We start from the raw sequence: 22,525 nt of genomic DNA on the forward strand, positions 1-22,525 counted from the left end.
GAGCCGTAGAAGCCGTAGGGTGGGCAAAGCGAAAGCGTGCCCACCACCTCTGAATGGTGGGCACGGCGCAACTGCGCCTTTGCCCACCCTACAAGACTGAGAACCAGGCGGCCGCGTCCCGCTCAATGCGTCCAGGCCAGCGCCGTCACGAACGCCGACGACAGGTTCAATTCCGCGAACATGATCTTGCCGGCGACCACGAACAGCACGCTGGCAAGCGTCAGCCGCAGCACCGTCTCGGGCACCCGCGTCGCGCTGTAACTGCCGACGATGATGCCGGGCAGCGAGCCCATCAGCAGCACGCCCATCAGCGCCCAATCCACGTCGCCGAGCGCCCAGTGCCCGATGCCGGCGACCAGCGTCAGCGGCACCGCATGGGCGATGTCGGAGCCGACGATGGTTGCCATGGGCAGGCGAGGGTAGAGCAGCAGCAGCACGGTCACGCCGACCGCACCGGCGCCCACCGACGAAATCGACACCAGCACGCCGAGCACGATGCCGGTGACGACGGTGGCAATCGCGGTGGTGCGCTCGTCGACCTGCTCGAGCCGGCCGCGATAGCGCTCCATGATGGATTTGCGGAAGATCAGCGAGGTCGCCGTCAGCAGCAGGGCGAAGCACAGCACCAGATTGACCAGGCTGCGCTCGGAATCGCTTCTGAGGTCGAGCTTCCACAGCACCAGCAGCGTCACTGCGCTCGCCGGAATGCTGCCGCAGGCGAGCCGCAGCACCGCGGGCCAGTGCACGCTGCGCGACCAGCCATGCACCACGCTGCCGCCGGCCTTGGTGGCGGCGGCATAGAGCAGATCGGTGCCGACCGCGGTGGAGGGATGAACACCGAACAGCAGGATCAGCAGCGGCGTCATCAAGGAACCGCCGCCCACGCCGGTCATCCCGACGAGCAGGCCGACGCCGAAACCGGAGGCGACGTAGAGTGGATCGATCATGTCTGGAGAATCTTAGGTTGATCTCGTCGGTTGGGCAATACGACGTAGAATAAACTTTCCCTGGGGCGCAACCGTTTGGGCAGAATAAGAAAAATTGTACTGCGCGTCGGAAATGGAGAGGTATTTCCGGTTGTTCCCAGGCGCGCCGCGAAACACTCGTTCCCCAAGGGGAGCGAGCAATGGCGGCGCTCTGTAGTACCTATTTACCAAACGCCAGCACGTGCAGCCCCAGCCGCTGCCGCACGATCCAGAACAGCAGCACCGTCTCGAAGGTAAGCGAGATCGAGGTCGCGGCCGCAGCGCCGTGGCCGCCGTAGCGCGGCACCAGTGCGACGCAGAGCATGAGGTTCATCACGAAGGCCGATGCATAAGCGAGCGCACAGATCTTCTGCTGGCCGAGCATGTTGAGCAGCCGCTCGACCGGTCCGATCGCAGAGCGCACCACGAGCCCGATCGCCGCGACGAACATGATGTCGTAGCCGACCACGAATTGCGGCCCGAACAGCCAGAGTAGCGGCTTGCCGAGCGCGAGCAGCACGATGGTCGCCGCCAGCGATGGCCAGAACGTCCAGTTGATCGCATGTGTCACATAGGCTGATAGGCGTGCCTTGTCGCCGCTTGCGTTGTATTCGGCGAAGCGGTGCGCCGTCGTCGCCGACATCGCGTAGTGGATGAACGAGACCAGCGCCAGCGTCTTCACCACCGCGAAGTAGACGCCGACCTCGTCGGAGGGGCGAAATTGCTGCAGCACCAGCACGTCGGTATAGGACAAGAGCAGGTAGAAGCTTTCGACCAGCAGGATCGGCAGCGAGACGGCGAGCCAGCCGCCGATGTCATAGGTCTTGGGGCCGGGCGCGACATGGCCGGCGAGCTTGCGGTTCAGCACCACCATCTGCCCGGTCATCGCGATCCACACTGCACCGGCGCTCGCAACCATCGCGGCGACGGCGCCGAGATGATAGCCGAGCAGAAAGGCGATAGCCGTAATTCCGATGATCAGCCCCTGGCGGATGATGAATTGCGGCATCAGGCCGAGCTGCATCCAGTCATGCGAGCGCGCGATGCCGTCCTGGGTGTTGGCGACGACGAAGGCGGGCAGCGTCATGCAGCCGATATAGAGCGGCAGCTCCTCGGCCGGGTCGATCCAGGGCGACAGCAGCCTGACGACGCCGGCGAGGGCGAGCGAGACCAGCGTGGACACCGCAAAGGTCAGCCAGCGGCTGCCGGAGAGAAAGCCGCGCAGCAACGCCTGCTCGCCGCTGGCGCGATACTCTGGAATGATCTTCTGCGCCGAGGCCGAGATGCCGAAATCCATCATGCTGCCGAGCAGCAGCACCCAGGTCCAGACATAGACGTAGATGCCGTAGTCGGACGTTCCCATCCAACGTGCGAGCAGCACCTGTGAGACATAGGCAAGGCCTGCACTGATGACGCGGATGATGAAGATGGTGCCGGCCAGCCGCCGCGTCAGCGATGCCTCGCTCGAGCCGCCCGTCAGCCTGGCCCGCAGCCGCGCGATCAGCCCGGCCGGTCCGGTCGTTGCGGGTTCTGCATCCATCACGGCCACGAAAAGTCCCCGGTCTTCCGCATGCCGCAGGCCTGCTGCGGTAGCCATGGGGCTTAGCAACCATTCGTTAAGATTCGGTTGGGTGGCGTTCCATACTCGGTGTCGTCCCGGACGAGCTAACCGGCACTCACTCCAAATTCGTATTGAACTCGTACGACTTCTCGGGCCCGACCAGCGTGAACTTCAGCGCTGCGCCATCGGGCTTGGCGCCCGGCGGCAAGCCGTCGAGCTCGAACGAAAAACGCTTCACGCCAGCCGGGCTGTCTTTGACCGGAGCTGGAATCGGCAGCGCCCAGTCGGGCGTCGGACCTTCCACGAACAGATTGACGTTGCGCGGGTCCGGCGTCACCACGTCGACCACCACATTCTTGGGTCCGTCGCGCTTGACGTCGCGGATGGTGAGGGGATTGGGATCGCCGACATTGGCGGGCTTGGGCACGGTATCGAGTGCCGCACGCAGATTGGCATCCTCGGTCGAGGCCACGCTGTTGAAGCCGAGCTCGGCACTGGCCTCGACCGGAATGCAGAGTTTTTCGCACACCGCGTAATTGATCTCTGCGCGCAGGGTCACGGGCTTGTCGGCCGCCTTGGCGACGATGCGCAGGGGGAGCACGATCTGGTTGTGATAGCCGATCGAATGGCCGCCGGCGCCGTCGTCGAATTTCAGCGGCGCGGGCCACATCACCGTCACCGCCTCGACATTGTCCGACTTGGAAAAGTCGAACCGCGGCGGGACGCCGGAATCGCCCGGGGAACGCCAATAGGTCTTCCACCCCTGCTGGAGCTGGATGGCGATACCGCCGAGCAGGACGGCGCCGCTGCGCGATCCCGCCAGTAGCCGCACCGCGGAATGTCCGTCGCGCTGCCACGGCGAAGCGTCGTCGGCACGGGCTACGATGGCCAGCGACGACGCAAAAAGGGTTGTCGCGACGCCAATCGCCGCGCGCAGGGGAACTCTTGTGAGCATAGCACGTCTTTACAGGGTCGCCCTGAGGCAAACCATTGAATTGCTTGTGATGGATGCACCTGAATCGCGTCTCTGCAAGCCTTGATTTGACAGCAGCCCGGCCCGACATCAGGATAGGAATTGAAACCGGAGTGCTTTACCGATGGCTCCCACAGGCAAGAGGACGGGCGAAAGCACCCGCAGCGCGGGACCCGTACTCCCTAATTCGGCCGGTTATCTCGACGGCCGGCTCTTGATCGCGATGCCCGTGATGGGCGATTCCCGCTTCGAACGCTCGGTGATCTATCTCTGCGCCCATTCGGCGGAGGGAGCGATGGGCATCATCGTAAACCACCCGGCCGGCAGCATCGATTTCCCCGAGCTCTTGGAGCAGCTCGGCATCATCAAGAAGGGCGAGCACATCAAGCTGCCCGAGAATGCCGAAAGCATGAAGGTGCTGCGCGGCGGTCCGGTCGATACCGGGCGAGGCTTCGTGCTGCATTCCAGCGACTTCTACATCGAGAACGCGACGCTGCGGATCGACGAGGGCGTCTGCCTCACCGCGACCGTCGACATCCTGCGCGCGATCGCCAACGGTTCCGGCCCCAAGCACGCCATTCTCGCGCTCGGCTATGCCGGCTGGGCACCCGGCCAGCTCGAGACCGAGATCCAGAGCAACGGCTGGCTGCATTGCGATGCGGATGCGGATCTGATCTTCGGTGACGACGTCGACGACAAGTACGGACGCGCTTTGCGCAAGATCGGCATCGATCCCGGCATGCTCTCGAACGAAGCGGGACACGCGTAGGTGCTTTAGTCGCTACCGCGACATACTCCGCGGTGGTGCGTCATCCTCCGCTGTCGTCCCGGACAAGCGCGCCTCAAGCGCGCGTAGATCCGGGACCCATACTCCCAGGGTGATGTTTAAGGCAGGCCGGTCACTCCGAGTCTTCGAACCACGTTTTGTGGTTATGGGTCCCGGATCTTCGCTTCGCTCGTCGGAGACGACAGCGGAGATTGCCGCGCTACTCCGCCGCCTGCTGCTGCACCGTCGGCTCCGTCCCCGCCACCGTCGCGCGGCGCATGTCGCGAGGCTGCGACTGGTCGTAGCGGCGCACGCGGTGCATGGTCTGGCGGTTGTCCCACATCACGAGGTCATGCAGCTTCCATTTGTGGACGTAGACGAATTCAGGCTGCGTGGCGTGCTCGTTGAGATCGCGCAGCAGGAGGCGTCCCTCCGGCACGCTCATGCCGACGATCTTGCCGGCATGGGATGACAGATACAGCGACTTGCGGCGATGCACGGGATGCGTCCGCACCAGCCTTTGCAGCACCGGCTTGAACATCTCCTTCTCATCCTCGGTGTATTCGGTGAAGCCGAGCGATCCCCGCGAATACATCAGCGAGTGCTCGCAGACGAGATCGTCGATCTCCGCCTTGGTGTCGTCGTCGAGCGCATCATAGGCGGCGCGCATGTCGGCGAATTCGGTGTTGCCGCCCTTGGGGTTCACCACCCGCGCCGACAACAGCGAGAATTTTGCAGGGATAGGCCGGAACGAGCTGTCGGAGTGCCACAGGCAATTGCCGAGGTTGAACAGATTGGCGCGGCTGTCCTTCGGCAGCGGCTTGCCGTCCTTGCCGAGATTCGAAACATCGTTCAAGCCCGAGTTGAGGCGGTGTTCGCTGGCCTTGGTAATGTTGCCGCCACGCGCATCCTCACGCTGACCAAAGTTCAGCGCAAAAGCCATCTGCTGCTCGTCGGTGATGTTCTGGTCGTGGAAAACCAGCACGGCGTATTTGTCCATGGCGGCCTCGACCTCGCGCGCCTCGACCTCGGTGAGGGGCTTTCGCAAATCGAGGCCGGAAACCTCGCCGGCAAAGTGCTTCTGAAGCTGCCGGATGGCGATCGTCATGGCGTTCTCTCCCGCATGTGCGAGCGGTTGGTGCCGCTCTGTCGGCGAAAAAGCTACTCCCGCACTCGCCGTTGTCAACGCTCGGCGCGCATGGCTCTCACGCATTCCGTGCCATCAACCCGCCGTCGACCGGGATCACCGCGCCGGTGAGGAAGGATGCCGCCGGCAGGCACAGGCTCAGCGTCATATGCGCGACCTCTTCCGGATCGCCGTAGCGGCCAAGCGCGGTGCGACGCTTGGCGTAGATCGTCTTGTGCTCTTCCGAGATCCGGTCGGTGATCCCAGTGCGGATCGGACCCGGGCAGATGCAATTGACGGTGATGCCCTCGCGGCCGAGCTCGACGGCGAGCGAGCGCGTGAGGCTCGCCACGCCGCCCTTCGCCGCCGAATAGGGGCTGTGCAATGCGGTGGCGCCGAGCGCCTCGGTCGAGGCGATGTTGACGATGCGCGGGCTCTTCGATTTGCGCAGGTAAGGCAGTGCGGCGCGGATGATGCGCGGATGCGCCGTCAGCATCACGGCGATGCCCCTGGCCCAGGCGTCCTCATAGGCCTCGTCGTCGATCGCGACGCGTACGGAGATGCCGGCATTGTTGACGACGATATCGAGCCCGCCGAAATGTGCCGCGACATCATTCACAACGCGCCTGATTTCGGTGCCATCGGCAACGTCGAGCTTCCGGGCTTTTGCCGAGCCGCCGCTTGCCGCGATCTCCGCCGCGACGGCGAGCGCGCCTTGCTCGTCATAGTCGGTGACGGCAACGTTCGCGCCCTCCGCGGCGAACAATTGCGCGGTGGCGCGTCCCATGCCGCTAGCCGCGCCGGTGACGAGAACGGTCAGGCCCTTCACGGACCGGCTGAGCCGTTTGAACTCGGACATGCTGTTTCCTCGCGCTCTGCTTGTTTCTTGTTATGATTGACAAGGCTGGCATCGATCCGCAGACAGGTCAAACAAGCAAGACAAAAGGGGAGGCCGCGATGGCGAACGAGCTCGATTTCTCAGGCAGGCAGGTGCTGGTGGTCGGCGGTTCCAGCGGTATCGGCAACGGCATCGCGCAAGCGTTTCGCACGAGGGGCGCGCATGTCGCGGTCTGCGGCACGCGTGCGCAGCCAAAGGATTATTCGATCGAGGAAGGTTCTGATCTCACGGGCCTGTCTTACGCGCAGCTCGACGTCAGCAACCCCACTGCGATCGAAGCGTTCAAGCCGTCCTTCGATCGGCTCGACGTGCTCGTGCTGGCGCAAGGCGCGGTGCTCTATCGCCGCGGCGAGTTCGAGATGAGCGGTTTCCGCAAGGTGGTCGAGGTCAATTTGATGAGCCTGATGGCCTGTGCGACGCGATTTCATTCCATGTTGCGGGATTCGAAGGGGTCGCTGATCATGGTGTCCTCGACCGCGGCCTATCATTCCACCATGGGCAATCCCGCCTATAACGCCTCGAAGACCGGTGCGGTCGGATTGACGCGGACACTGGGCGAGGCCTGGGCCGAGGACGGCATCCGCGTCAACGGTATCGCGCCGGGGCTCGTCGACACCAAGATGACGAAGGTGACGACCGACAATCCCAAGCGGCTCGAAGGTGCATTGTCACGCATTCCATTGCGGCGCCTGGGCACGCCGGCCGACATGGCGGGCGCAGCCCTGTTCCTGGCCTCGCCGCTGTCGTCCTATATCGTCGGACAGACGCTGGTCGTCGATGGCGGGCTCATCCTGTAGCTGCCCCGTAGCCCGGATTGCGCTGCGCTCCATCCGGGCTACACACTTCGTACAAGCTACACTTTCGCAAACTCTTGGAACTGCGCCGCGCCTGATCGGTTACTTCGGCTGACCACCGAGGAGGATCATCATGGACACGGATCGGATTGTTGGATCGGCCAAGGAATATGCCGGACGCGCGGAAGGCGCGATCGGAGACATGGCAGGCGATGCGAAGACGCAGGCGTCGGGCAAGGCGCGGGAAGCCGCGGGCACGGTGCAGAATCTCTACGGCCAGGCCAAGGATGCCGTGCGCGAGGCCGGCGAGACTGCGGCTGACTACGCCAAGGACGCCTACGACAACAGCGGCGAGACTCTTCGCGACGGTACGCAAGCATTGTCGAAGAAGGTGCAGGACAATCCGCTCGGCGCGCTGCTGGTCGCCGGCGGCATCGGTTTCGCGCTCGCGCTTCTGATGTCGCGTCCCGCACGCCGTCCGCCGCCGTCGCGCTGGCGCTATTAAGGCTAGTCGCCGAACGCCTATCACTCGTGCCCCGGACGCGATGCAGCCTAGGCGATGCGTAGCATCGTCCGGAAACGCTGCATCGCTAAGCCGGGGCCCATCTTTTGTGAATGCCGCACGAATTGGGTCCCGGCTCTGCGCCTCCTCACCAAGAGGCGCCGCGTCGCATCCGCGACACGAGACCTTACCTTATCGGAACATCTCGGCCGAGCGGCCGACGTTACCCGGCGGACGCGGGACCCCGGGATTGGGATTCGGATTGCGCGGCCCGGGCGCCGGCGTCAGTTGACGCGGCGGCGGTGGCTGCGGAGAGCCGAAGCCGAAGAAATCGCGGAATGAGGGCGTAGCCTGTGCCGGTTGCTGCGGTGGGACCGGCGGCTTCTTCGGCGCAAGTTTCGGCGGGGCGATCGCGGCGGCGGCTCCCGGCGCGGCGGGATTGGCGACGCCGCCCTCAGGCGTTGTCGCGGCCATCGGCGTATCGCCCTTGGCCTGCTCGCGGCCGACTTCGCGGCGCGGCCAGGCATAATCATCGGCGCGGCCGGCCGGAGCCGCCAGCGGCTCGCCCTTCACCATTGTCTTCGCAGCCAGCGCATCGACGGCGGCGGGACGCGAGCCCGGGCCGCCCAGCAACTGATCGGTCGAGATCGAGGCTGCAACCAGCGGCACGATCGGCCCCGCCAGCGGCCGCGGTGCGGGCTTGCCGGGCTCGGCGCTGGTGTCGGGCGTCGCCGGCTCGCTCGGCAGCGCGATCGGGCCGGAGCGTCCTGCCAGCAGACGCGTGATTTCGCGCTCGACATAATGCGCGAGCTTGCGCGCGCCGGGCTTTGTGAAGAAGACGCCGTCAGAGCTGCGGAGCTGACGGATCTGGCCTTCGAAGTCAGGACCCTTCTGGAGGAAGCGGCCGGCCTCGTCGACAAACCCGTCCCAAACGTCGACATAGGTAATGCCGGCCTTGGCCGCGCCTTCGCGATAGAGCGAATCCAGGAACAGCATGTCCGCCGTGCCCTTCTGCCCGCGGATGGCGGGAAGGCCGACCCACAGCACCGGCACGCCCTTGGCCTTGAGGACGCTGGCGAGCTCCTCGATCTTCTTGCCGTAGAGTTCGACCCAGCGGTCGTCACGGAATTCGTAGAGGCCGTTCGGATTGCGGGCCGTCTTTTCCGGCGCCGCCGCCGGCGCGTCGGCGTTGTCGGCGTCGTCCTGCGGCAGATCGGCATCGGCAGGCTTGTCGTCGGGCTTGGCGGCGGTGTCGTTGCCGGGCTTGGCGTCCCCCGGCTTCGCTGGCTGTTTGGCGCGCGCGCCCTTGTCGTTCTTCTTGTCCTTGTCTGCGGCGGCCTTGTCCGTCTTGTCGGCGACGGGCTCGCGGATCGCGCTGCGGTCGTTGAGGCCCAGCATGACGACGATCACGTCGGGCTTCTCGGTCTCGAGGATGCCCCTTGCGGCAGTCGTCCAATCCGCGGGCTCGCCGCGCGGCTGGTACTTGATCAGGCCGGACGTGGTCTTGTGCCTGCGGATCACGCCCATGTCGGGCTGCTCGGTGTAGGCGTCTTCCAGGCCATAGGCGAGCCAGTCGGCCATGGCGTCGCCGATCACCAGCACGTTCTTCTCAGGGATGGTGTCGCGCTTGGCTGGCGCCGGCGCGCGCGAAAAATCCTGGCGCGGCGCCTGCGGCTGTTGCTGCTGGAACGGCGCGAAGAAGTCGCCGCCGAACCAGCCGCCGCCTCCGCCACCGCCCCGTTGTGGTGGCGGAGCCGAACGCTGCGGCGGGCCGCCGAAGCCCGGGAAGTTGAAGAACTGCGCCGAGGCAGGCCCTGCGACCGAGACCAGAATCGCAAGCGCCGTCCCCAGCGCGATCAACGGGCCGGTCTCGGTCAGCGCCTTGAACAGGGACTTCGGCTTCGACATGCGATCTCGGGCCAGCGCAATGGGGATCGGAGGTAGCTCAATATAATAACGGAATCGGGCGCCAAACGGGCAAATTCCGTTGCAGATTCTTGGGCTCATACACCGGGGAACAGCCGCCTGCGTCAAGGCTGCCTGCCAAAATCCCAGTTCAGGGTTACTTTTGGCGCGATTTTACCGTCCGCGCAGCCGTTCCAGTGCGTCGGAGGAGGCAAAACCGTCCGCGGGCACTCCGATCGAGGCCTGGAAGTTGCGCAGGGCTTCCCGGGTCTGGCCGCCAAACTGGCCGTCCGGGGTGCCCTTGTAGAAGCCGCGCTGGGCCAGCAGTTGCTGCAGCTCCAGCCGCTCGGTGCGCGACAGCTCGCGTTCCTGCCGCGGCCAGGGTTGCACGAAGGGTTGGCCCCCACGCAGGCGGTCGGCGAAATGACCGATCGCCAGCGCATAGGCCTCGGCCGGATTGTATTTCATGATGACCCGGTAGTTCTGCAGCATCAGGAAGCCGGGCCCCTGCGCGCCGGCCGGCGCCAGCAGATAGGCCTTCTCCGCCGGATGCGGGAACGGCTGGCCCGTCGCCCGCTTGAGCCCGAGCTTCTCCCATTGCGCGATCGTCATCGCCTTGGCGCGGTCGGCCAGCATGTAGTTGAACCCTTGCGGCACCACGACCTCGAAGCCCCAGGTCTGGCCGGCCTGCCAGCCGTCTTTCTTGAGGTTGTTGGCGGTCGATGCAATCAGGTCGGTCGGATTGTCGACGACGTCGCGTCTGCCGTCGCCATCGCCGTCGACGGCAAAACGCTTGAATGCAGTCGGCATGAACTGGGTCGGGCCGAACGCGCCGGCCCAGGAGCCGCGCATCTGCTCCGGCCTGAGGTCGCCGCGGTTGAGGATCTCCAGCGCGGAGAGGAACTCGTCCTTGAAATAGGCCTGGCGCCGGCCGATGCAGGCGAGCGTCGCGGTCGATTGCAGCACGCTGCGGTCGCCCATCTGCGTCGAGTAATTGGACTCGATGCCCCAGATCGAGGCGATGATGTAGCGGTCGACGCCAGTGGCCTTTTCGGTGGCGTCAAACTGCGCCTTGTATTTGGCGAGGATCTCGCGACCCTTGGCGAGGCGGTTGTCGTTCACCAGGATATCGAGATAGTCCCAGATTGATTTTGTGAACTCCGGCTGCGAGTCCATCAGGTCCATGATGCGCAGATCGGGTGAGAGCCCGGCCGTGAAGCGCTGGAAGTTTTCCTGGGTGATGTTGCGCCGTGCGGCATCGGGCCACATCGCGGCAACGCAATTGCTGAAATTGCCGGCGGCCTCGCGGATCGCCGCGGCCGTCATCAGCGGATGGCCGGAAGCCCCGTCCTCGCCGCTCCAGGGCAAGGCGCCGCCGGGTCCCGGCGGGGCTTGCGAGGGCGCAGCATTGGGGCCGGAGAAGATGCCGCCGAACAGATTGGACAGGCCGTTCTGCGCCTGGGCGTGTGCGCTGACGGGCAGCAGCAGGACGGCCGCGATCATCGCCGCGCCGGTCACGGATCCCGCCCGTCTTGCCTGCCTAGCCACCGATCGCGTCATGTCCCACCCATCGGCCTTCCAAGAATCTGCCATCAGGAGGCCCGGTTACGGTTGCCAATAGCTTAACAAAGGTGAAATTTTGGTGACGGCCTTTTTCTTAACTCTGCGCGGATGAGGCCCCACATCCGCCTTTGTTGGCGGCTGCAAACAGGCTAGCAAGATGCCATTGCTCCGTTCCCAGCCTCGTTCCCATGTGCCCCCAGGTATTCGAACAATCACATGAAAATTCGCAAAGCCGTATTCCCCGTCGCCGGCCTCGGCACCCGTGTCCTGCCCGCCACCAAGGCGATGCCGAAGGAAATGCTGACCATCGTCGACAAGCCGCTGATCCAGTACGTCTATGACGAGGCGAGGGAGGCCGGCATCGAGCACTTCATCTTCGTCACCGGCCGCAACAAGAACGTCATCGAAGATCACTTCGACCGGATGTTCGAGCTCGACGCGACGCTCAGCCAGCGCGGCAAGAAGGCCGAGCAGGAGATTTTGGCGCAGAACCAGCCCGAAGCCGGCGCCGTCAGCTTCACCCGCCAGCAGGCGCCGCTCGGCCTCGGCCACGCGGTCTGGTGCGCGCGCGACATCGTCGGCAACGAGCCGTTCGCCGTCGTGCTGCCCGACGAGCTCGTGCTCAACTCGCCCGGTTGCCTCAAGCAGATGATCGAGACGGCGTCCACGCTCGGCGAGAAATCCAACCTGGTCGCGGTCGAGGCGGTGCCCGACCATCTCACCCATCAATACGGCATCTGCGGCGTCGGCAAGCGCAGCGGCAAGATGTTCGAGGTCGACGGCATGGTCGAGAAGCCGGCCAAGGGCACCGCGCCCTCCAATCTCTCGATCACCGGCCGCTACATCCTGCAACCTGAGATCTTCAAGATCCTCGAGACGCAGGAGCGCGGCGCCGGCGGCGAGATCCAGCTCACCGACGCCATGATCGGGCTCGCCAAATCGCAGAAATTCTACGGCGTCGAGTTCGAGGGCGAGCGCCATGATTGCGGCTCCAAGCCCGGCTTCCTCCGCGCCAACATCGCCTACGGCCTGAAGCGCCCGGAGCTGCGTGACGGGCTAATCGCGGAGATGAAGAAGTATCTGGGGCAGTAGTCGCCACAAGCTCCGCCGTCGTCCCCGCGAACGCGGGGACCCATACCGCGTGATCCATCGGTCGTGTTCGGTAGCAGTACCGAACGACGAGTCTTCGCCAAACAACTTCCTGTGGTTATGGGTCCCTGCGTTCGCAGGGACGACACCAATGGTGTGGTGGATTGCTTCGCTCGCAATGACGACGAGCGAACCCCTCACGCCACCAGCGACAGCTTCGGCAAGCTCGCAACCACCGACTGATTGCGTCCGCCCGCCTTCGCCGCATAGAGCGCCTTGTCGGCGGCGGCGACCAGGACCGGCCAGTCCATCCCGGCGGTGGGAACGAGGCTGGCGACGCCGCAGGACACCGTCAAGGTCACCTGCTCGTCGGACCAGCCCTGCACCTTGGTGCGGATCGCCTCGGCGACCTTGAAGGCGTCGATGGCTGAAGTATTCGGCAGCAGCACCGCGAACTCCTCGCCGCCATAGCGGGCGGCACAGTCGCCCGCGCGGCTCACCGAATCGGAAATGCAGATGGCGATGCCGACCAGCACCTGGTCGCCGGCCTGATGGCCGAACGTGTCGTTGTAGGCCTTGAAGTGATCGGCATCGATCATCAAGAGCGCGACTGGCGCCTTCTGCCGCATCGCGCGCCGCCATTCGACGTCGATGACGGTATCGAACTTGCGGCGGTTCTTCAGGCCGGTGAGCGCGTCCGTCGTCGCCATCTCCTCCAGCTTGCGCTCGGCCTCGGCGCGCCGGCCGATCTCGCGCGCGAGCACCAGCGTCGATCCCAGCACGAACAGCGCAAGCGCCAGCACCACGGCGCCGATGCGAAACGCCTCCTTCTGCCAGAGCGCGAAGACCGCGGCCAGCGGCTTGCCCGCCACCACGAACAGCGGCCCGTTGTCGGCGCTGCGGACATAGAGCCGCGGCGTCGGATCGACCGGGCCCTTTCCCGAATAGGAGGCGCCGATCGGGAGATTGTCGGGCTTCCAGGCCCGCCGGTCGTTCAGGTTCGTACCGATGATGTCGAGATCGAACGGCCGACGCATCATGATGGTGCGGTCGCGCCTGAGCACGGTGATGGTGTCTTCGGGATCGAGGTTCAGCCGCTCGAACAATTCGTGGAAATAGCTGAAGCGGATCGAGCCGGCGACGACGCCGAGGAAACCGCCATCGGTATCGCTGATGCGACGGCTCAGCACGATCGCGTAGGCGCCGCGGAATAGCATCGGGCGGCTGATGAAGAGCCCGGCCTCGGGATTGTCGCGGTGAACCCTGAAATACTCCTCCTCGCTGCGGTTCTCGGGGAGGGGATCGAGAGTGGAGGCGTCGATGGCAAGCCTGCCCTCGGCGTCGAACACCTGGATGGCGCCGAAATGCCTCGCCGTCGTCGCATGATCGAACAGGATCAGGTGACGGATCGGCTTCGACACGGTCGCGAGCTCGGGCAGCAGCATGTTGCTGGCGACCGCCTTCAGCGACAGGTCGTAGATCTCGACGTTGCGGCTGACGTCGGACTGGATGGTGGTCGCGAGGTTCTCCAGCGTCTGGCGGGCGAGCGCCTCCTCGCCCCGGCGCATGTCGAGCATGACGTTGACGCAAATGGCGGAAAAGCCGATCACCGTCACCACGGACGAGATGATCAGCAGCTTCGCCGAAATCTGCCACGGCCGGCGGGCCATGACTTCGCGCCATCCAGACAGCATCGTTTGCTCCCGATCCCTTAGTGGATGCGCCCGAAATCTTGAGTAGTGTTTAAGGTGGAACAGCGCTGCCGTAGTGAGTTAAGAATCGGTTTACGCCGCTCACGGTTTTGGGCAGATCTCCTGCGAGCAGACCCGGTTTCGGACAAGAGGACGGATGTGAACGACTACGACGCGTTGCGCGACTATCTGCTGCGGCAGAAGCAGGCCGAATTCGTCCTGAGCTTCGAACAGATCGAAGAGATCATCGGCGCGGCCCTGCCGCGCGCCGCCAATCGTGCCTCATGGTGGGACAGCCTGCGCAGCCCCGACATCCAGATGCCGCAACGCGAAGCCTGTCTTGCTGCCGGGTTCAAGGCGGTGCGGATGCCGGACGGCCAGAGCGTGCGGTTCACGAAGATGAAGAAGGACGGGCGGCGGTAGCGGCGGAGCACCCGGTCAGGTGGGTGAAGGTCTCTCCATATCCAACAGTATCGTAGGGTGGGCAAAGCGAAGCGTGCCCACGACTTCTGTCGCAGTGCTGGATGGATGGTGGGCACGGCGCAAGTGCGCCTTTGCCCACCCTACGACACTTGCTTCGCATTCGCGACGAGCGAGACGCACATTGATGTGCCCTCGCCCCTTGTGGGAGAGGGCAGCGACGCCAGTAGACACAGGCTCGCTTGGGTGAGGGGTCTCTCTCCAAGGTCTCGAGAGGAGAGAGACCCCTCATCCGGCGCTTCGCGCCACCTTCTCCCACAAGGGGAGAAGGGAAAAGAGAAGCCTAGCTCGCCGCTTCGAGCCGCACTTCGGTCAGCAGCCGCATCGCGGCGTCCGCGTCCATCGGCTCGCCGAAGGCAAAGCCTTGCGCGTATTCGCAGCCCATCTGGTAGAGCTCGACCGCGTCGGAATCGGTCTCGGCGCCTTCGGCCACAACGTCCATGCCGAGGTCGTGCGCGAGCGCGATGATCGACTTCAGGATCACCGGCCGCGTGCCGCGATTGGTCGTGCGCACGAAGGACTGGTCGATCTTGATGGTGTCGAACGGGAAGCGCTGGAGATAGGCCAGTGACGAATGACCGGTGCCGAAATCGTCGAGCGAGAGCCCGGTGCCGAGCTCGCGGATCCGCGTCAGCATCTGCGCTGCGTGCTCCGGATTCTCCATCACCAGCGATTCCGTCAATTCCAGCTTGAGCGTGCCGCGCGCCACCGAGGAGCGCGACAGCACGGTGCGGATGTCGTGGATCAGATCGTGGCGCAGCAACTGCCGCGAGGAGACGTTGACCGAGGCGAAGATCGGCTCGCGCGAGCGCATCGCGCGCTGCCAGATCGAGAGCTGCTTGGCGGTCTGGTCCAGCACGAACATGCCGAGGTCGACGATCAGGCCGGTCTCTTCGGCGATGGTGATGAATTCCGAGGGCGCCATGCGGCCGAGCTTCGGGTGATCCCAGCGCACCAGCGCTTCGAAGCCGGCGACCGAACGATCCTCCAGCCGCACGATCGGCTGGTACAGGATCGTGAGCTCCTGCCGCTCGATGGCGCGGCGCAACTCGCTCTCCAGCGTCAGGCGATCGGTCTTCCGCGCGCGCATCGCGGGCTTGTAGACGTCGATGCGGTCGCCGCCGATGCGCTTGGAGTGATACATCGCAAGCTCGGCGTCCTTGATGATCTCGTCCGTGAGCTGAACCTGCGGATCAGAAAGCGCGAGACCGATCGACGCCGTGAGAAAAATCTCGCGGTCGTTGAAGGCGATCGGCGCGCGGATGGTCTTGCGGATGGTCTCGGCGAAGGCGGTGATGCGGGCGGGGTCCTGCTCCGAGAGCAGGATCAGGCCGAACTGGTCGCCGGCAAGCCGCGCCAGCGTGTCCTGCGGCTTCAGGATGCGGGTGAGGCGGCGGGCGAGGGTGAGCAGGATGGAATCGCCGACCGCGATGCCGACGGAATCGTTGACCTGCTTGAAGCGGTCGAGGTCGATCACCATCAGCGTCGGGCGCAGCGTCGGCATGGTCTTGGCGAAATGCGCGACCGCGCCCAGCCGGTCCATGAACAGTTTTCGATTGGGCAGGCCGGTGAGGTTGTCATGCACGGAATCGTGCAACAGGCGTTCCTCGGCGTTGCGTAGCTCGGTGACGTCGGTGAGCGTGCCGACCACGCGCGAGACCTCGCCGTCCGAGCCGACCACCGGGCGTGCCTTCAGCGCGAACCACATGAAATGGCCGTCGGGGGTGCGCAGGCGGAAATCCTGCACCAGGCGGCCGCGGCGCTGGTCGAGCACGCTGTCGAGCGCGGCGCGGAAACGGTCCTGGTCCAGCGGGTGCAGCACCTCGAGCCACGAGGCGGCCGGGCCTTCGAGCGTGCCGCGCTTGAGGCCGAGCAGGGCTTCGGTCTCGGGGCTCGTAAAAACCTTGTCGGCGGAAACGTCCCAGTCCCAGATCAGATCGCCGGAGCCGGCCAGCGCCAGGGCGCGGCGCTCGATGTCGGAGACGACGCCGGTGGTGGCGCCGCCGCCGGCAAAGGCGTGCTGCATCACCGTGAAGCCGATCAGCATCACGATCAGCACGAGGCCGCCGAGCAGGGCCGGGCCGACGATGTCGTTGGTCACGGAACCCGCGACCGTCATGCCGGCCGCGACCACCCAGACCACCAGCAGGAACCAGGTCGGGATCAAAAGCACCGCGCGGTCGAAGCCGTGGGTGGAGAGATAGACAATCAGCGCGAAGCCCGCGAAGGCGATCAGCACCAGCGAAATGCGCGCGATGCCGGAGGCCACCGCGGGGTCGAACAGGGCCAGCGCCACCAGCGAGCCCAGGAACGCGAGCCAGCCCACCGTGATGTGCGAATAGCGCACGTGCCAACGGCTGAGATTGAGATAGGCGAACAGAAACACCAAGAGCGTGGCCGCCAGGATCGCTTCACCCGCCGCGCGCCAGATGCGCTCGGCGTTGTTCGACATGTCGAGCACCTTGCCCCAGAAGCCGAAATCGACGCCGATATAGACCAGCACCGCCCAGGCCAGCGCCGCGGCGGCCGGGAACATGATGCTGCCCTTCACCACGAACAGAATGGTCAGCACCAGCGCCAGCAGGCCCGAGATGCCGATCACGATGCCCTGGTACAGCGTGAACGAGTTGACCTTGTCCTTGTAGGCTTCCGGCTCCCACAGATAGAGCTGCGGCAGCTTGTCGGTGCGCAGCTCCGCGACGAAGGTGATGACGGCGCCGGGGTCGAGCGTGACGCGGAAGACGTCGGCGGTCGGGCTTTCCTGTCGCTCCGGCCGGTCGCCGGTGGAGGGCGTGATGGTCGCAATGCGCGACAGGCCGAGGTCGGGCCACAACAGCCCCGAGGAAACGATACGGTAATGCGGCGCGACGATCAGGCGGTCGAGCTGGTCGTCGGTGTTGTTGGCGAGCGCGAACACCACCCAGTTCTGTCCGCCCTCGCGGGCGCGCACTTCGATGCGGCGGACGATGCCATCGGTGCCGGGCGCGGTGGAGACCTGGATGCGGTCGGCATCGCTGCGCTGATGCTCGAGCACGCCGGTGAGGTCGATCGCGGGCGCGTCACTGCGGACGCTGACGGCGTCGAGCGCGCGCGCGGGATACGCGGCGACAAGAATCATGAGGCCCAGCGCGATGGGCGCGAGGCACCTGATCAGACGCAAGGCCAGTTCTCCGCGTTCGACGCAAACTCTTCAGTGAAGACGATTTCAAACCGAACGGAAGTGGTTCGGTGCGTCGCGATAGATGCCACGAAAGCGAGGAAAATCAAAGGGTTTCCGGCGTCTCCCGTGGGCCGTTGGCCTAGACCTCCAACACAATTTTGCCAATATGTGCGCTCGTTTCCATGCGCCGGTGCGCATCGGCTGCCTTTTCCAGCGGGAAAGTGCTGTCCATCAGCGGTTTGACGCGGCTTTCGCGCAAAAGTGGCATCACTTTCTGCTCGATTGCGGCCACCATCGCCGCCTTGTCCGCATTACTACGGGGGCGCAGGGTCGAGCCGGTGTGGGTGAGGCGCTTGACCATCACCTTGGCGATGTTGACGCTGACCTTGGGGCCATTCAGCGTCGCAATCTGCACGATGCGGCCGTCGACCGCGGCGGCATCATAATTGCGGTCGACATATTCGCCGGCGACCATGTCGAGGATCAGGTTGACGCCTTCCTTGTTGGTCGCTTCCTTGACGACGGCGACGAAGTCCTCGGTCTTGTAATTGATGGCGCGGTCGGCGCCTAACTTGAGGCAGGCGTCGATCTTGTCCTGCGATCCGACGGTGACGAACACTTTCGCACCGAACGCTTTCGCCAGCTGGATCGCCATGGTGCCGATGCCGGAGGAGCCGCCATGGATCAGCAGCGTCTCTCCTGCCTTCAGGCCACCGCGCTCGAACACGTTGTGCCAGACCGTCATCAGGGTTTCCGGCAGCGCGCCGGCTTCCTTCATGGACAGCGCGGGCGGCACGCTCATCGCCTGGGCGTCCTGGGCGATGCAGTACTGCGCATAGCCACCGCCGGCGACCAGCGACATCACCTTGTCGCCGATCTTGTGCCGCTTGGCATTGCTGCCGACGGCAACCACTTCGCCCGCGATCTCGAGACCGGGCAGGTCGCTGGCGCCGGGCGGCGGCGGATAGGCTCCCGAGCGCTGCGCAACGTCGGGCCGGTTGACGCCGGCGGCCATCACCTTGACCAGGATCTCGTCGGGACCGGGCTGCGGAATGCTGCGTTGTTCCGGCACCAGCACTTCCGGTCCGCCGGGCTTGGATATGGCGACCACGGTCATTTGCGCGGGCAGCTTGTCCATGATGTGTCCTTGGGTGAAGGTGCGGGATGAACGAGGCCCTTGCTTAGCCAGCGTGATCCAAGCTGGCAACCGCCTCAGCATTGTGTGCGCGAACTTTGGAGGAACGAGGATGGCGACGGAAGACGACGACCGCCCGCGCAAGAAGATCAGCCATGAAATCGGGCAGGACCTCTCGCTCTTGTCGGTCGAGGAACTGACCGAGCGCGTCACGCTGCTCAAGACCGAGATCGCAAGGCTGGAAGAAGCCGCTACGAAGAAGCGCGCCTCACGCGATGCGGCGAACAGCTTTTTCAAGTCGTAGGATTTTCACGCCTCTCGTGTCCCGGACGCGGTGCGGCACGCAGTGACGCTCCGCAGAGCCGGGACCCACGTCTCGCGCAGCCGCACCTTCGCGTCCATTCCGGGACGGCGCGCAGCGCCGAGCCCGGAATCCATAACCCCAGGACGTCAAAACGGCGGGCAGAGTTTGTTCCACCCCCGCTCGGTCACTGGCCGACATGGCTAACGAACCCTCAAAAAATTCGCTCGTTTACGGTCGATTAAGCTTTCGGGTTTATGACTGGAACTGTCCTCGTTTGGACACCGAGTGGCTCCTGTCCACTCTGTTTGACGCCTCCCTGTTATCAACTTTCAAAGCCGCCGGTCTCCGGCGGCTCTTTTTTTGCGCACAGCGTTTCGAGCGGCGTGGCTACCGCTTCGCGTCAAGAAGACGCGTCAAAACAAGAATCTCCGCCCAGTTGCATTCCGAGGAATGACCCGCGGAAACCATAACCGTGCTTGTCACTGGACTCCGCGTCCCGCCCGCGCAATGATTTGTTCATCATAAGCCGGCGCCAAAGCCGGGCAGTCAAACAGTTGCGTAAGAGGCGTTAACCATGGAACGTTTGCAGGCCGACGGCGCTCTCGTTCAACTCAGCGAGCGGTTCACCAATTCTGCGGCGTTCGGCGTCCTGTTCCGCGAGGGCATGGACCTCGTCGAAGAGACCGCCGCCTATCTCGACGGCGCCGGCCGCACCGAGGCCAAGGCGCTCGACCGTGCCGTCAGCCTCACCTACGCGACCGAGAGCATGCGTCTCACCACCCGCCTGATGCAGCTCGCCTCGTGGCTGCTGCTGCACCGCGCGGTGAAGGAAGGCGAGATGACGTTGAGCCAGGCCAATCGGGAGAAGACCAAAGTCAAGCTCAGCGCTGCCGATCCCGGCCCCACCGACACCATCGAGAAGCTGCCCTCGCAGCTCCAGGACCTGATCCATCGCTCGATGAGCCTGCAGACCCGCGTCCGCCGCCTCGACGCCACCATCCACACCCCGCCGGCTGAACACATCGCGATCGGCAATCCGCTGGTGCCGCACCTCAACGCGCTGAAGGCGGCGTTCGAGCGGTAAGACTCAATCTCTGACCGTCACCCTGAGGTGCCCGCGTAGCGGGCCTCGAAGGGCGACGGCCCGGCTGTGGCCGTTCATCCTTCGAGGCTCCCGGCGCGATGCGTTGCATCGCGCCACTCGCACCTCAGGATGACGGGTCTGGCAGCGGCGCGAGACCCCCTAAAACAAAAACGCCCCCGGCTCTCCGGGGGCGTTTTTCGTCTCCAGCCATTGCGGGCCGGATCAATCCTTTTTGAGAAAGCCCGAAAACTTCTTCTGGAAGCGCGAGACGCGGCCGCCGCGATCCATCAGCTGGGCATTGCCGCCGGTCCAGGCCGGGTGCGACTTCGGGTCGATGTCGAGGTTCAGCGTGTCACCTTCCTTGCCCCAGGTCGAGCGGGTCAGGTACTCGGTTCCATCGGTCATCACGACCTTAATCGTATGATAGTTCGGGTGAATTTCGGCTTTCATGGCAATTCCTCGGCGCCCCGGCGCCTTCTTGGGTGGCTATCGAATGACGGATTTGGGCGGCTCTATACCTCACGAAACCCGCTAAAACAAGCCACTCCGGGGCGGTGAACCGGGTTTGCCCCTAAGGGACTTCCCGGATTTGCCACTACCCTTGCACCGGCCTATTGGGAGCAAACGAATGCAATGGGTTGGATCTCATGAGCGCAGTGGAACGGCTTGATGACCATTATGTCGATCGGCCCGGAATGAATGCCGCGGACACCCCGTCGATCGAGGCCGAGCTGATCGAAGAGCCGGCCAAGGGTCGCGCCAAGCTGCGGCCGCTGCTCGCGCTGGCGCCCTATGTCAGCCGCTATCGCGGCCGCGCGGCGCTGGCCTTCGTCGCACTCACGGTCGCGGCGCTGACCACGCTGCTGGTGCCGGTCGCGGTGCGCCGGATGATCGATTTCGGCCTGACGCCCGAGGGCATCGAGCTGATCAACAGCTACTTCTCGGTGATGCTCGCGGTGGTCGGCGTGCTCGCGCTCGCCAGCGCCGCGCGCTACTACCTCGTGATGACGATCGGCGAGCGCATCGTCGCCGATCTCAGGCGCGACGTCTTCGCCCATCTGCTCTCGCTGTCTCCCGCCTTCTTCGATTCCGCACGCAGCGGCGAATTGATCTCGCGGCTCACCGCCGACACCACCCAGCTCAAATCGGCCGTCGGCGCCTCGGTGTCGATCGCGCTGCGCAATTTGATGATGTTTCTGGGCGCCGCGGCGATGATGGTGATCACGAGTCCGAAGCTGTCGGGCTTCGTGCTGCTGGCGATTCCCTTGATCGTGCTGCCGCTGGTCGCCTTCGGGCGCTGGGTGCGGCGTCTGTCGCGCAATGCGCAGGACACGCTTGCCGACGCCTCGGCTTATGCGGGCGAGCTGGTCGGCGCGATCCGCACCGTGCAGGCTTACACCAGCGAGCAATTCGCCGAGAAGCGCTTCGGCGGCGAGGTCGAGCAGGCCTATGAGGCCGCGCGCACCTCGACCCAGGCGCGCGCCGTGCTCACCGCCATCATCATCTTCATCGTGTTCGCAAGCGTGGTCGCGATCCTCTGGATCGGCTCGCATGACGTGCTCACCGGCGCGATTTCGCCGGGCCGGCTCGGTCAGTTCGTGCTTTATGCGGTGTTCGCCGCAGCCGGCCTCGGCCAGCTCAGCGAGGTCTGGGGCGAGGTCTCGGCGGCATCAGGCGCGGCCGAACGGCTGTTCGAGATCCTGCATGTGCAGCCCGACATCAAGGCGCCCGCGTCTCCCCGCGCGCTGCCGGTGCCGGCACGCGGCGAGGTCGGCTTCGACCGGGTCAGCTTCGCCTATCCGGTGCGGCGCGACGTCAATGTGCTCGATGCCGTGTCATTCACGGTGCGACCCGGCGAGAAGGTCGCGATCGTTGGTCCGTCCGGCGCCGGCAAAAGCACGATCTTCCATCTGCTGCTGCGCTTCTACGATCCACGCAGCGGCGTGATCTCGCTCGACGGCGTGCCGGTCAAGTCCGCAGATCCCCGCGATTTCCGCGCGCGCATCGCACTGGTGCCGCAGGAATCGAACGTGTTCGCCGCCAGCGCCCGCGAGAACATCCGCTTCGGCCGGCCCGATGCAACCGACGCCGAGGTCGAGCGCGCCGCCGAGCTCGCGCATGCCGCCGAATTCATCCGCCGCCTGCCCGAAGGTTTCGACACCCCGCTCGGCGAGCGCGGTGTGACGCTGTCCGGCGGCCAGCGCCAGCGCATCGCGATCGCACGCGCCATCCTGCGCGATGCGCCGCTGCTGCTGCTCGATGAAGCCACCTCCGCGCTCGATGCCGAAAGCGAAACGCTGGTGCAGACCGCTCTGGAGGAGCTGATGCGCCACCGCACCACGCTGGTGATCGCCCACCGCCTTGCCACCGTGCTGTCCTGCGACCGCATCCTGGTGATGGACCAGGGCAAGATCGTCGAGCAGGGCACGCATGCCGAGCTCGTGGCCGCGAACGGGCTCTATGCGCGGCTGGCGAGGTTGCAGTTCGAGGGGGCTTGAGGCCCTCAGGGCCGGTTCGTAAGCTATTGAC

19 protein-coding genes are annotated in these 22,525 nt (G+C 65.0%); 8 read left to right on the plus strand and 11 right to left on the minus strand.

What is annotated here, in order from left to right:
* Nucleotides 1-122 precede the first annotated feature (122 nt).
* The 3 genes from GGD67_RS30845 to GGD67_RS30855 all read right to left on the minus strand — a co-directional run bounded on the left by GGD67_RS30845 (nucleotide 123) and on the right by GGD67_RS30855 (nucleotide 3,481).
* Entirely contained in the window at nucleotides 123-947 is an 825-nt protein-coding gene (locus GGD67_RS30845; RefSeq protein WP_018318736.1) for a sulfite exporter TauE/SafE family protein, read from the minus strand.
* A gap of 199 nt (nucleotides 948-1,146) precedes the next feature.
* Nucleotides 1,147-2,514, minus strand: coding sequence for a flippase (locus GGD67_RS30850; RefSeq protein WP_409411109.1), 1,368 nt, complete (start codon nucleotides 2,512-2,514; stop codon nucleotides 1,147-1,149).
* A 127-nt stretch (nucleotides 2,515-2,641) separates the two neighbouring features.
* On the minus strand, nucleotides 2,642-3,481 hold the full coding sequence (locus GGD67_RS30855; protein WP_179738111.1) for a protein-disulfide reductase DsbD domain-containing protein: 840 nt from the start codon (nucleotides 3,479-3,481) through the stop codon (nucleotides 2,642-2,644).
* A 142-nt stretch (nucleotides 3,482-3,623) separates the two neighbouring features.
* Here GGD67_RS30855 and GGD67_RS30860 point away from each other — a divergent pair, with 142 nt between their 5' ends.
* Nucleotides 3,624-4,268 (plus strand): YqgE/AlgH family protein, encoded by a 645-nt coding sequence (locus GGD67_RS30860; RefSeq protein WP_092254450.1) that lies wholly within the window; start codon nucleotides 3,624-3,626, stop codon nucleotides 4,266-4,268.
* 217 nt (nucleotides 4,269-4,485) lie between these two features.
* On the opposite strand, the gene GGD67_RS30865 is transcribed toward GGD67_RS30860, so the two are convergent.
* Together GGD67_RS30865 and GGD67_RS30870 are read right to left on the minus strand one after the other, a co-directional pair.
* Nucleotides 4,486-5,373: a TauD/TfdA family dioxygenase gene (locus GGD67_RS30865; protein ID WP_179738113.1), complete on the minus strand. Its 888-nt coding sequence runs from the start codon at nucleotides 5,371-5,373 to the stop codon at nucleotides 4,486-4,488.
* 97 nt (nucleotides 5,374-5,470) lie between these two features.
* The gene (locus tag GGD67_RS30870; RefSeq protein WP_179738115.1) at nucleotides 5,471-6,250 is read right to left on the minus strand and encodes an SDR family NAD(P)-dependent oxidoreductase; all 780 of its coding nucleotides are present in this window, start codon (nucleotides 6,248-6,250) and stop codon (nucleotides 5,471-5,473) included.
* 98 nt (nucleotides 6,251-6,348) lie between these two features.
* Here GGD67_RS30870 and GGD67_RS30875 point away from each other — a divergent pair, with 98 nt between their 5' ends.
* Nucleotides 6,349-7,086 carry an SDR family NAD(P)-dependent oxidoreductase gene (locus GGD67_RS30875; RefSeq protein WP_026202063.1) on the plus strand — a complete coding sequence of 246 codons (738 nt, stop codon included), beginning with the start codon at nucleotides 6,349-6,351 and terminating at the stop codon, nucleotides 7,084-7,086.
* 130 nt (nucleotides 7,087-7,216) lie between these two features.
* On the plus strand, nucleotides 7,217-7,588 hold the full coding sequence (locus GGD67_RS30880) for a CsbD family protein (RefSeq protein WP_018318729.1): 372 nt from the start codon (nucleotides 7,217-7,219) through the stop codon (nucleotides 7,586-7,588).
* A gap of 189 nt (nucleotides 7,589-7,777) precedes the next feature.
* On the opposite strand, the gene GGD67_RS30885 is transcribed toward GGD67_RS30880, so the two are convergent.
* Nucleotides 7,778-9,493, minus strand: a complete 1,716-nt coding sequence (locus GGD67_RS30885; protein WP_179738117.1) for an SGNH family hydrolase — start codon at nucleotides 9,491-9,493, stop codon at nucleotides 7,778-7,780.
* A 171-nt stretch (nucleotides 9,494-9,664) separates the two neighbouring features.
* Nucleotides 9,665-11,050, minus strand: a complete 1,386-nt coding sequence (locus GGD67_RS30890) for a lytic murein transglycosylase (RefSeq protein WP_179738171.1) — start codon at nucleotides 11,048-11,050, stop codon at nucleotides 9,665-9,667.
* A 219-nt stretch (nucleotides 11,051-11,269) separates the two neighbouring features.
* On the opposite strand from GGD67_RS30890, the gene galU reads away from it, so the two are divergent.
* On the plus strand, nucleotides 11,270-12,145 hold the full coding sequence (galU, locus tag GGD67_RS30895) for a UTP--glucose-1-phosphate uridylyltransferase GalU (protein WP_018318726.1): 876 nt from the start codon (nucleotides 11,270-11,272) through the stop codon (nucleotides 12,143-12,145).
* A gap of 194 nt (nucleotides 12,146-12,339) precedes the next feature.
* Here galU and GGD67_RS30900 read toward each other — a convergent pair whose 3' ends face one another.
* The gene (locus tag GGD67_RS30900) at nucleotides 12,340-13,836 is read right to left on the minus strand and encodes a diguanylate cyclase (RefSeq protein WP_179738127.1); all 1,497 of its coding nucleotides are present in this window, start codon (nucleotides 13,834-13,836) and stop codon (nucleotides 12,340-12,342) included.
* 156 nt (nucleotides 13,837-13,992) lie between these two features.
* Between GGD67_RS30900 and GGD67_RS30905 the strand changes: the two genes are divergently transcribed.
* The gene (locus GGD67_RS30905) at nucleotides 13,993-14,256 is read left to right on the plus strand and encodes a hypothetical protein (RefSeq protein ID WP_026202061.1); all 264 of its coding nucleotides are present in this window, start codon (nucleotides 13,993-13,995) and stop codon (nucleotides 14,254-14,256) included.
* Nucleotides 14,257-14,596: 340 nt separating this feature from the next.
* On the opposite strand, the gene GGD67_RS30910 is transcribed toward GGD67_RS30905, so the two are convergent.
* Complete coding sequence (locus GGD67_RS30910) at nucleotides 14,597-17,473, minus strand: EAL domain-containing protein (RefSeq protein ID WP_018318723.1); 2,877 nt, start codon at nucleotides 17,471-17,473, stop codon at nucleotides 14,597-14,599.
* 139 nt (nucleotides 17,474-17,612) lie between these two features.
* Nucleotides 17,613-18,611 (minus strand): NAD(P)H-quinone oxidoreductase, encoded by a 999-nt coding sequence (locus tag GGD67_RS30915; protein WP_179738129.1) that lies wholly within the window; start codon nucleotides 18,609-18,611, stop codon nucleotides 17,613-17,615.
* 109 nt (nucleotides 18,612-18,720) lie between these two features.
* Here GGD67_RS30915 and GGD67_RS30920 point away from each other — a divergent pair, with 109 nt between their 5' ends.
* Nucleotides 18,721-18,912, plus strand: coding sequence for a DUF1192 domain-containing protein (locus tag GGD67_RS30920; RefSeq protein WP_018318721.1), 192 nt, complete (start codon nucleotides 18,721-18,723; stop codon nucleotides 18,910-18,912).
* 574 nt (nucleotides 18,913-19,486) lie between these two features.
* Nucleotides 19,487-19,996, plus strand: a complete 510-nt coding sequence (locus GGD67_RS30925; protein WP_179738132.1) for a DUF1465 family protein — start codon at nucleotides 19,487-19,489, stop codon at nucleotides 19,994-19,996.
* Between the two features lie 222 nt (nucleotides 19,997-20,218).
* On the opposite strand, the gene rpmE is transcribed toward GGD67_RS30925, so the two are convergent.
* Nucleotides 20,219-20,446: a 50S ribosomal protein L31 gene (gene rpmE / locus GGD67_RS30930; protein ID WP_007599895.1), complete on the minus strand. Its 228-nt coding sequence runs from the start codon at nucleotides 20,444-20,446 to the stop codon at nucleotides 20,219-20,221.
* Nucleotides 20,447-20,643: 197 nt separating this feature from the next.
* On the opposite strand from rpmE, the gene GGD67_RS30935 reads away from it, so the two are divergent.
* Nucleotides 20,644-22,494: an ABC transporter ATP-binding protein/permease gene (locus tag GGD67_RS30935; RefSeq protein WP_179738134.1), complete on the plus strand. Its 1,851-nt coding sequence runs from the start codon at nucleotides 20,644-20,646 to the stop codon at nucleotides 22,492-22,494.
* Nucleotides 22,495-22,525: the final 31 nt, after the last annotated feature.

Origin of the sequence: Bradyrhizobium sp. IAR9, from assembly GCF_013408065.1 — a bacterium.
Classification (GTDB): domain Bacteria; phylum Pseudomonadota; class Alphaproteobacteria; order Rhizobiales; family Xanthobacteraceae; genus Bradyrhizobium.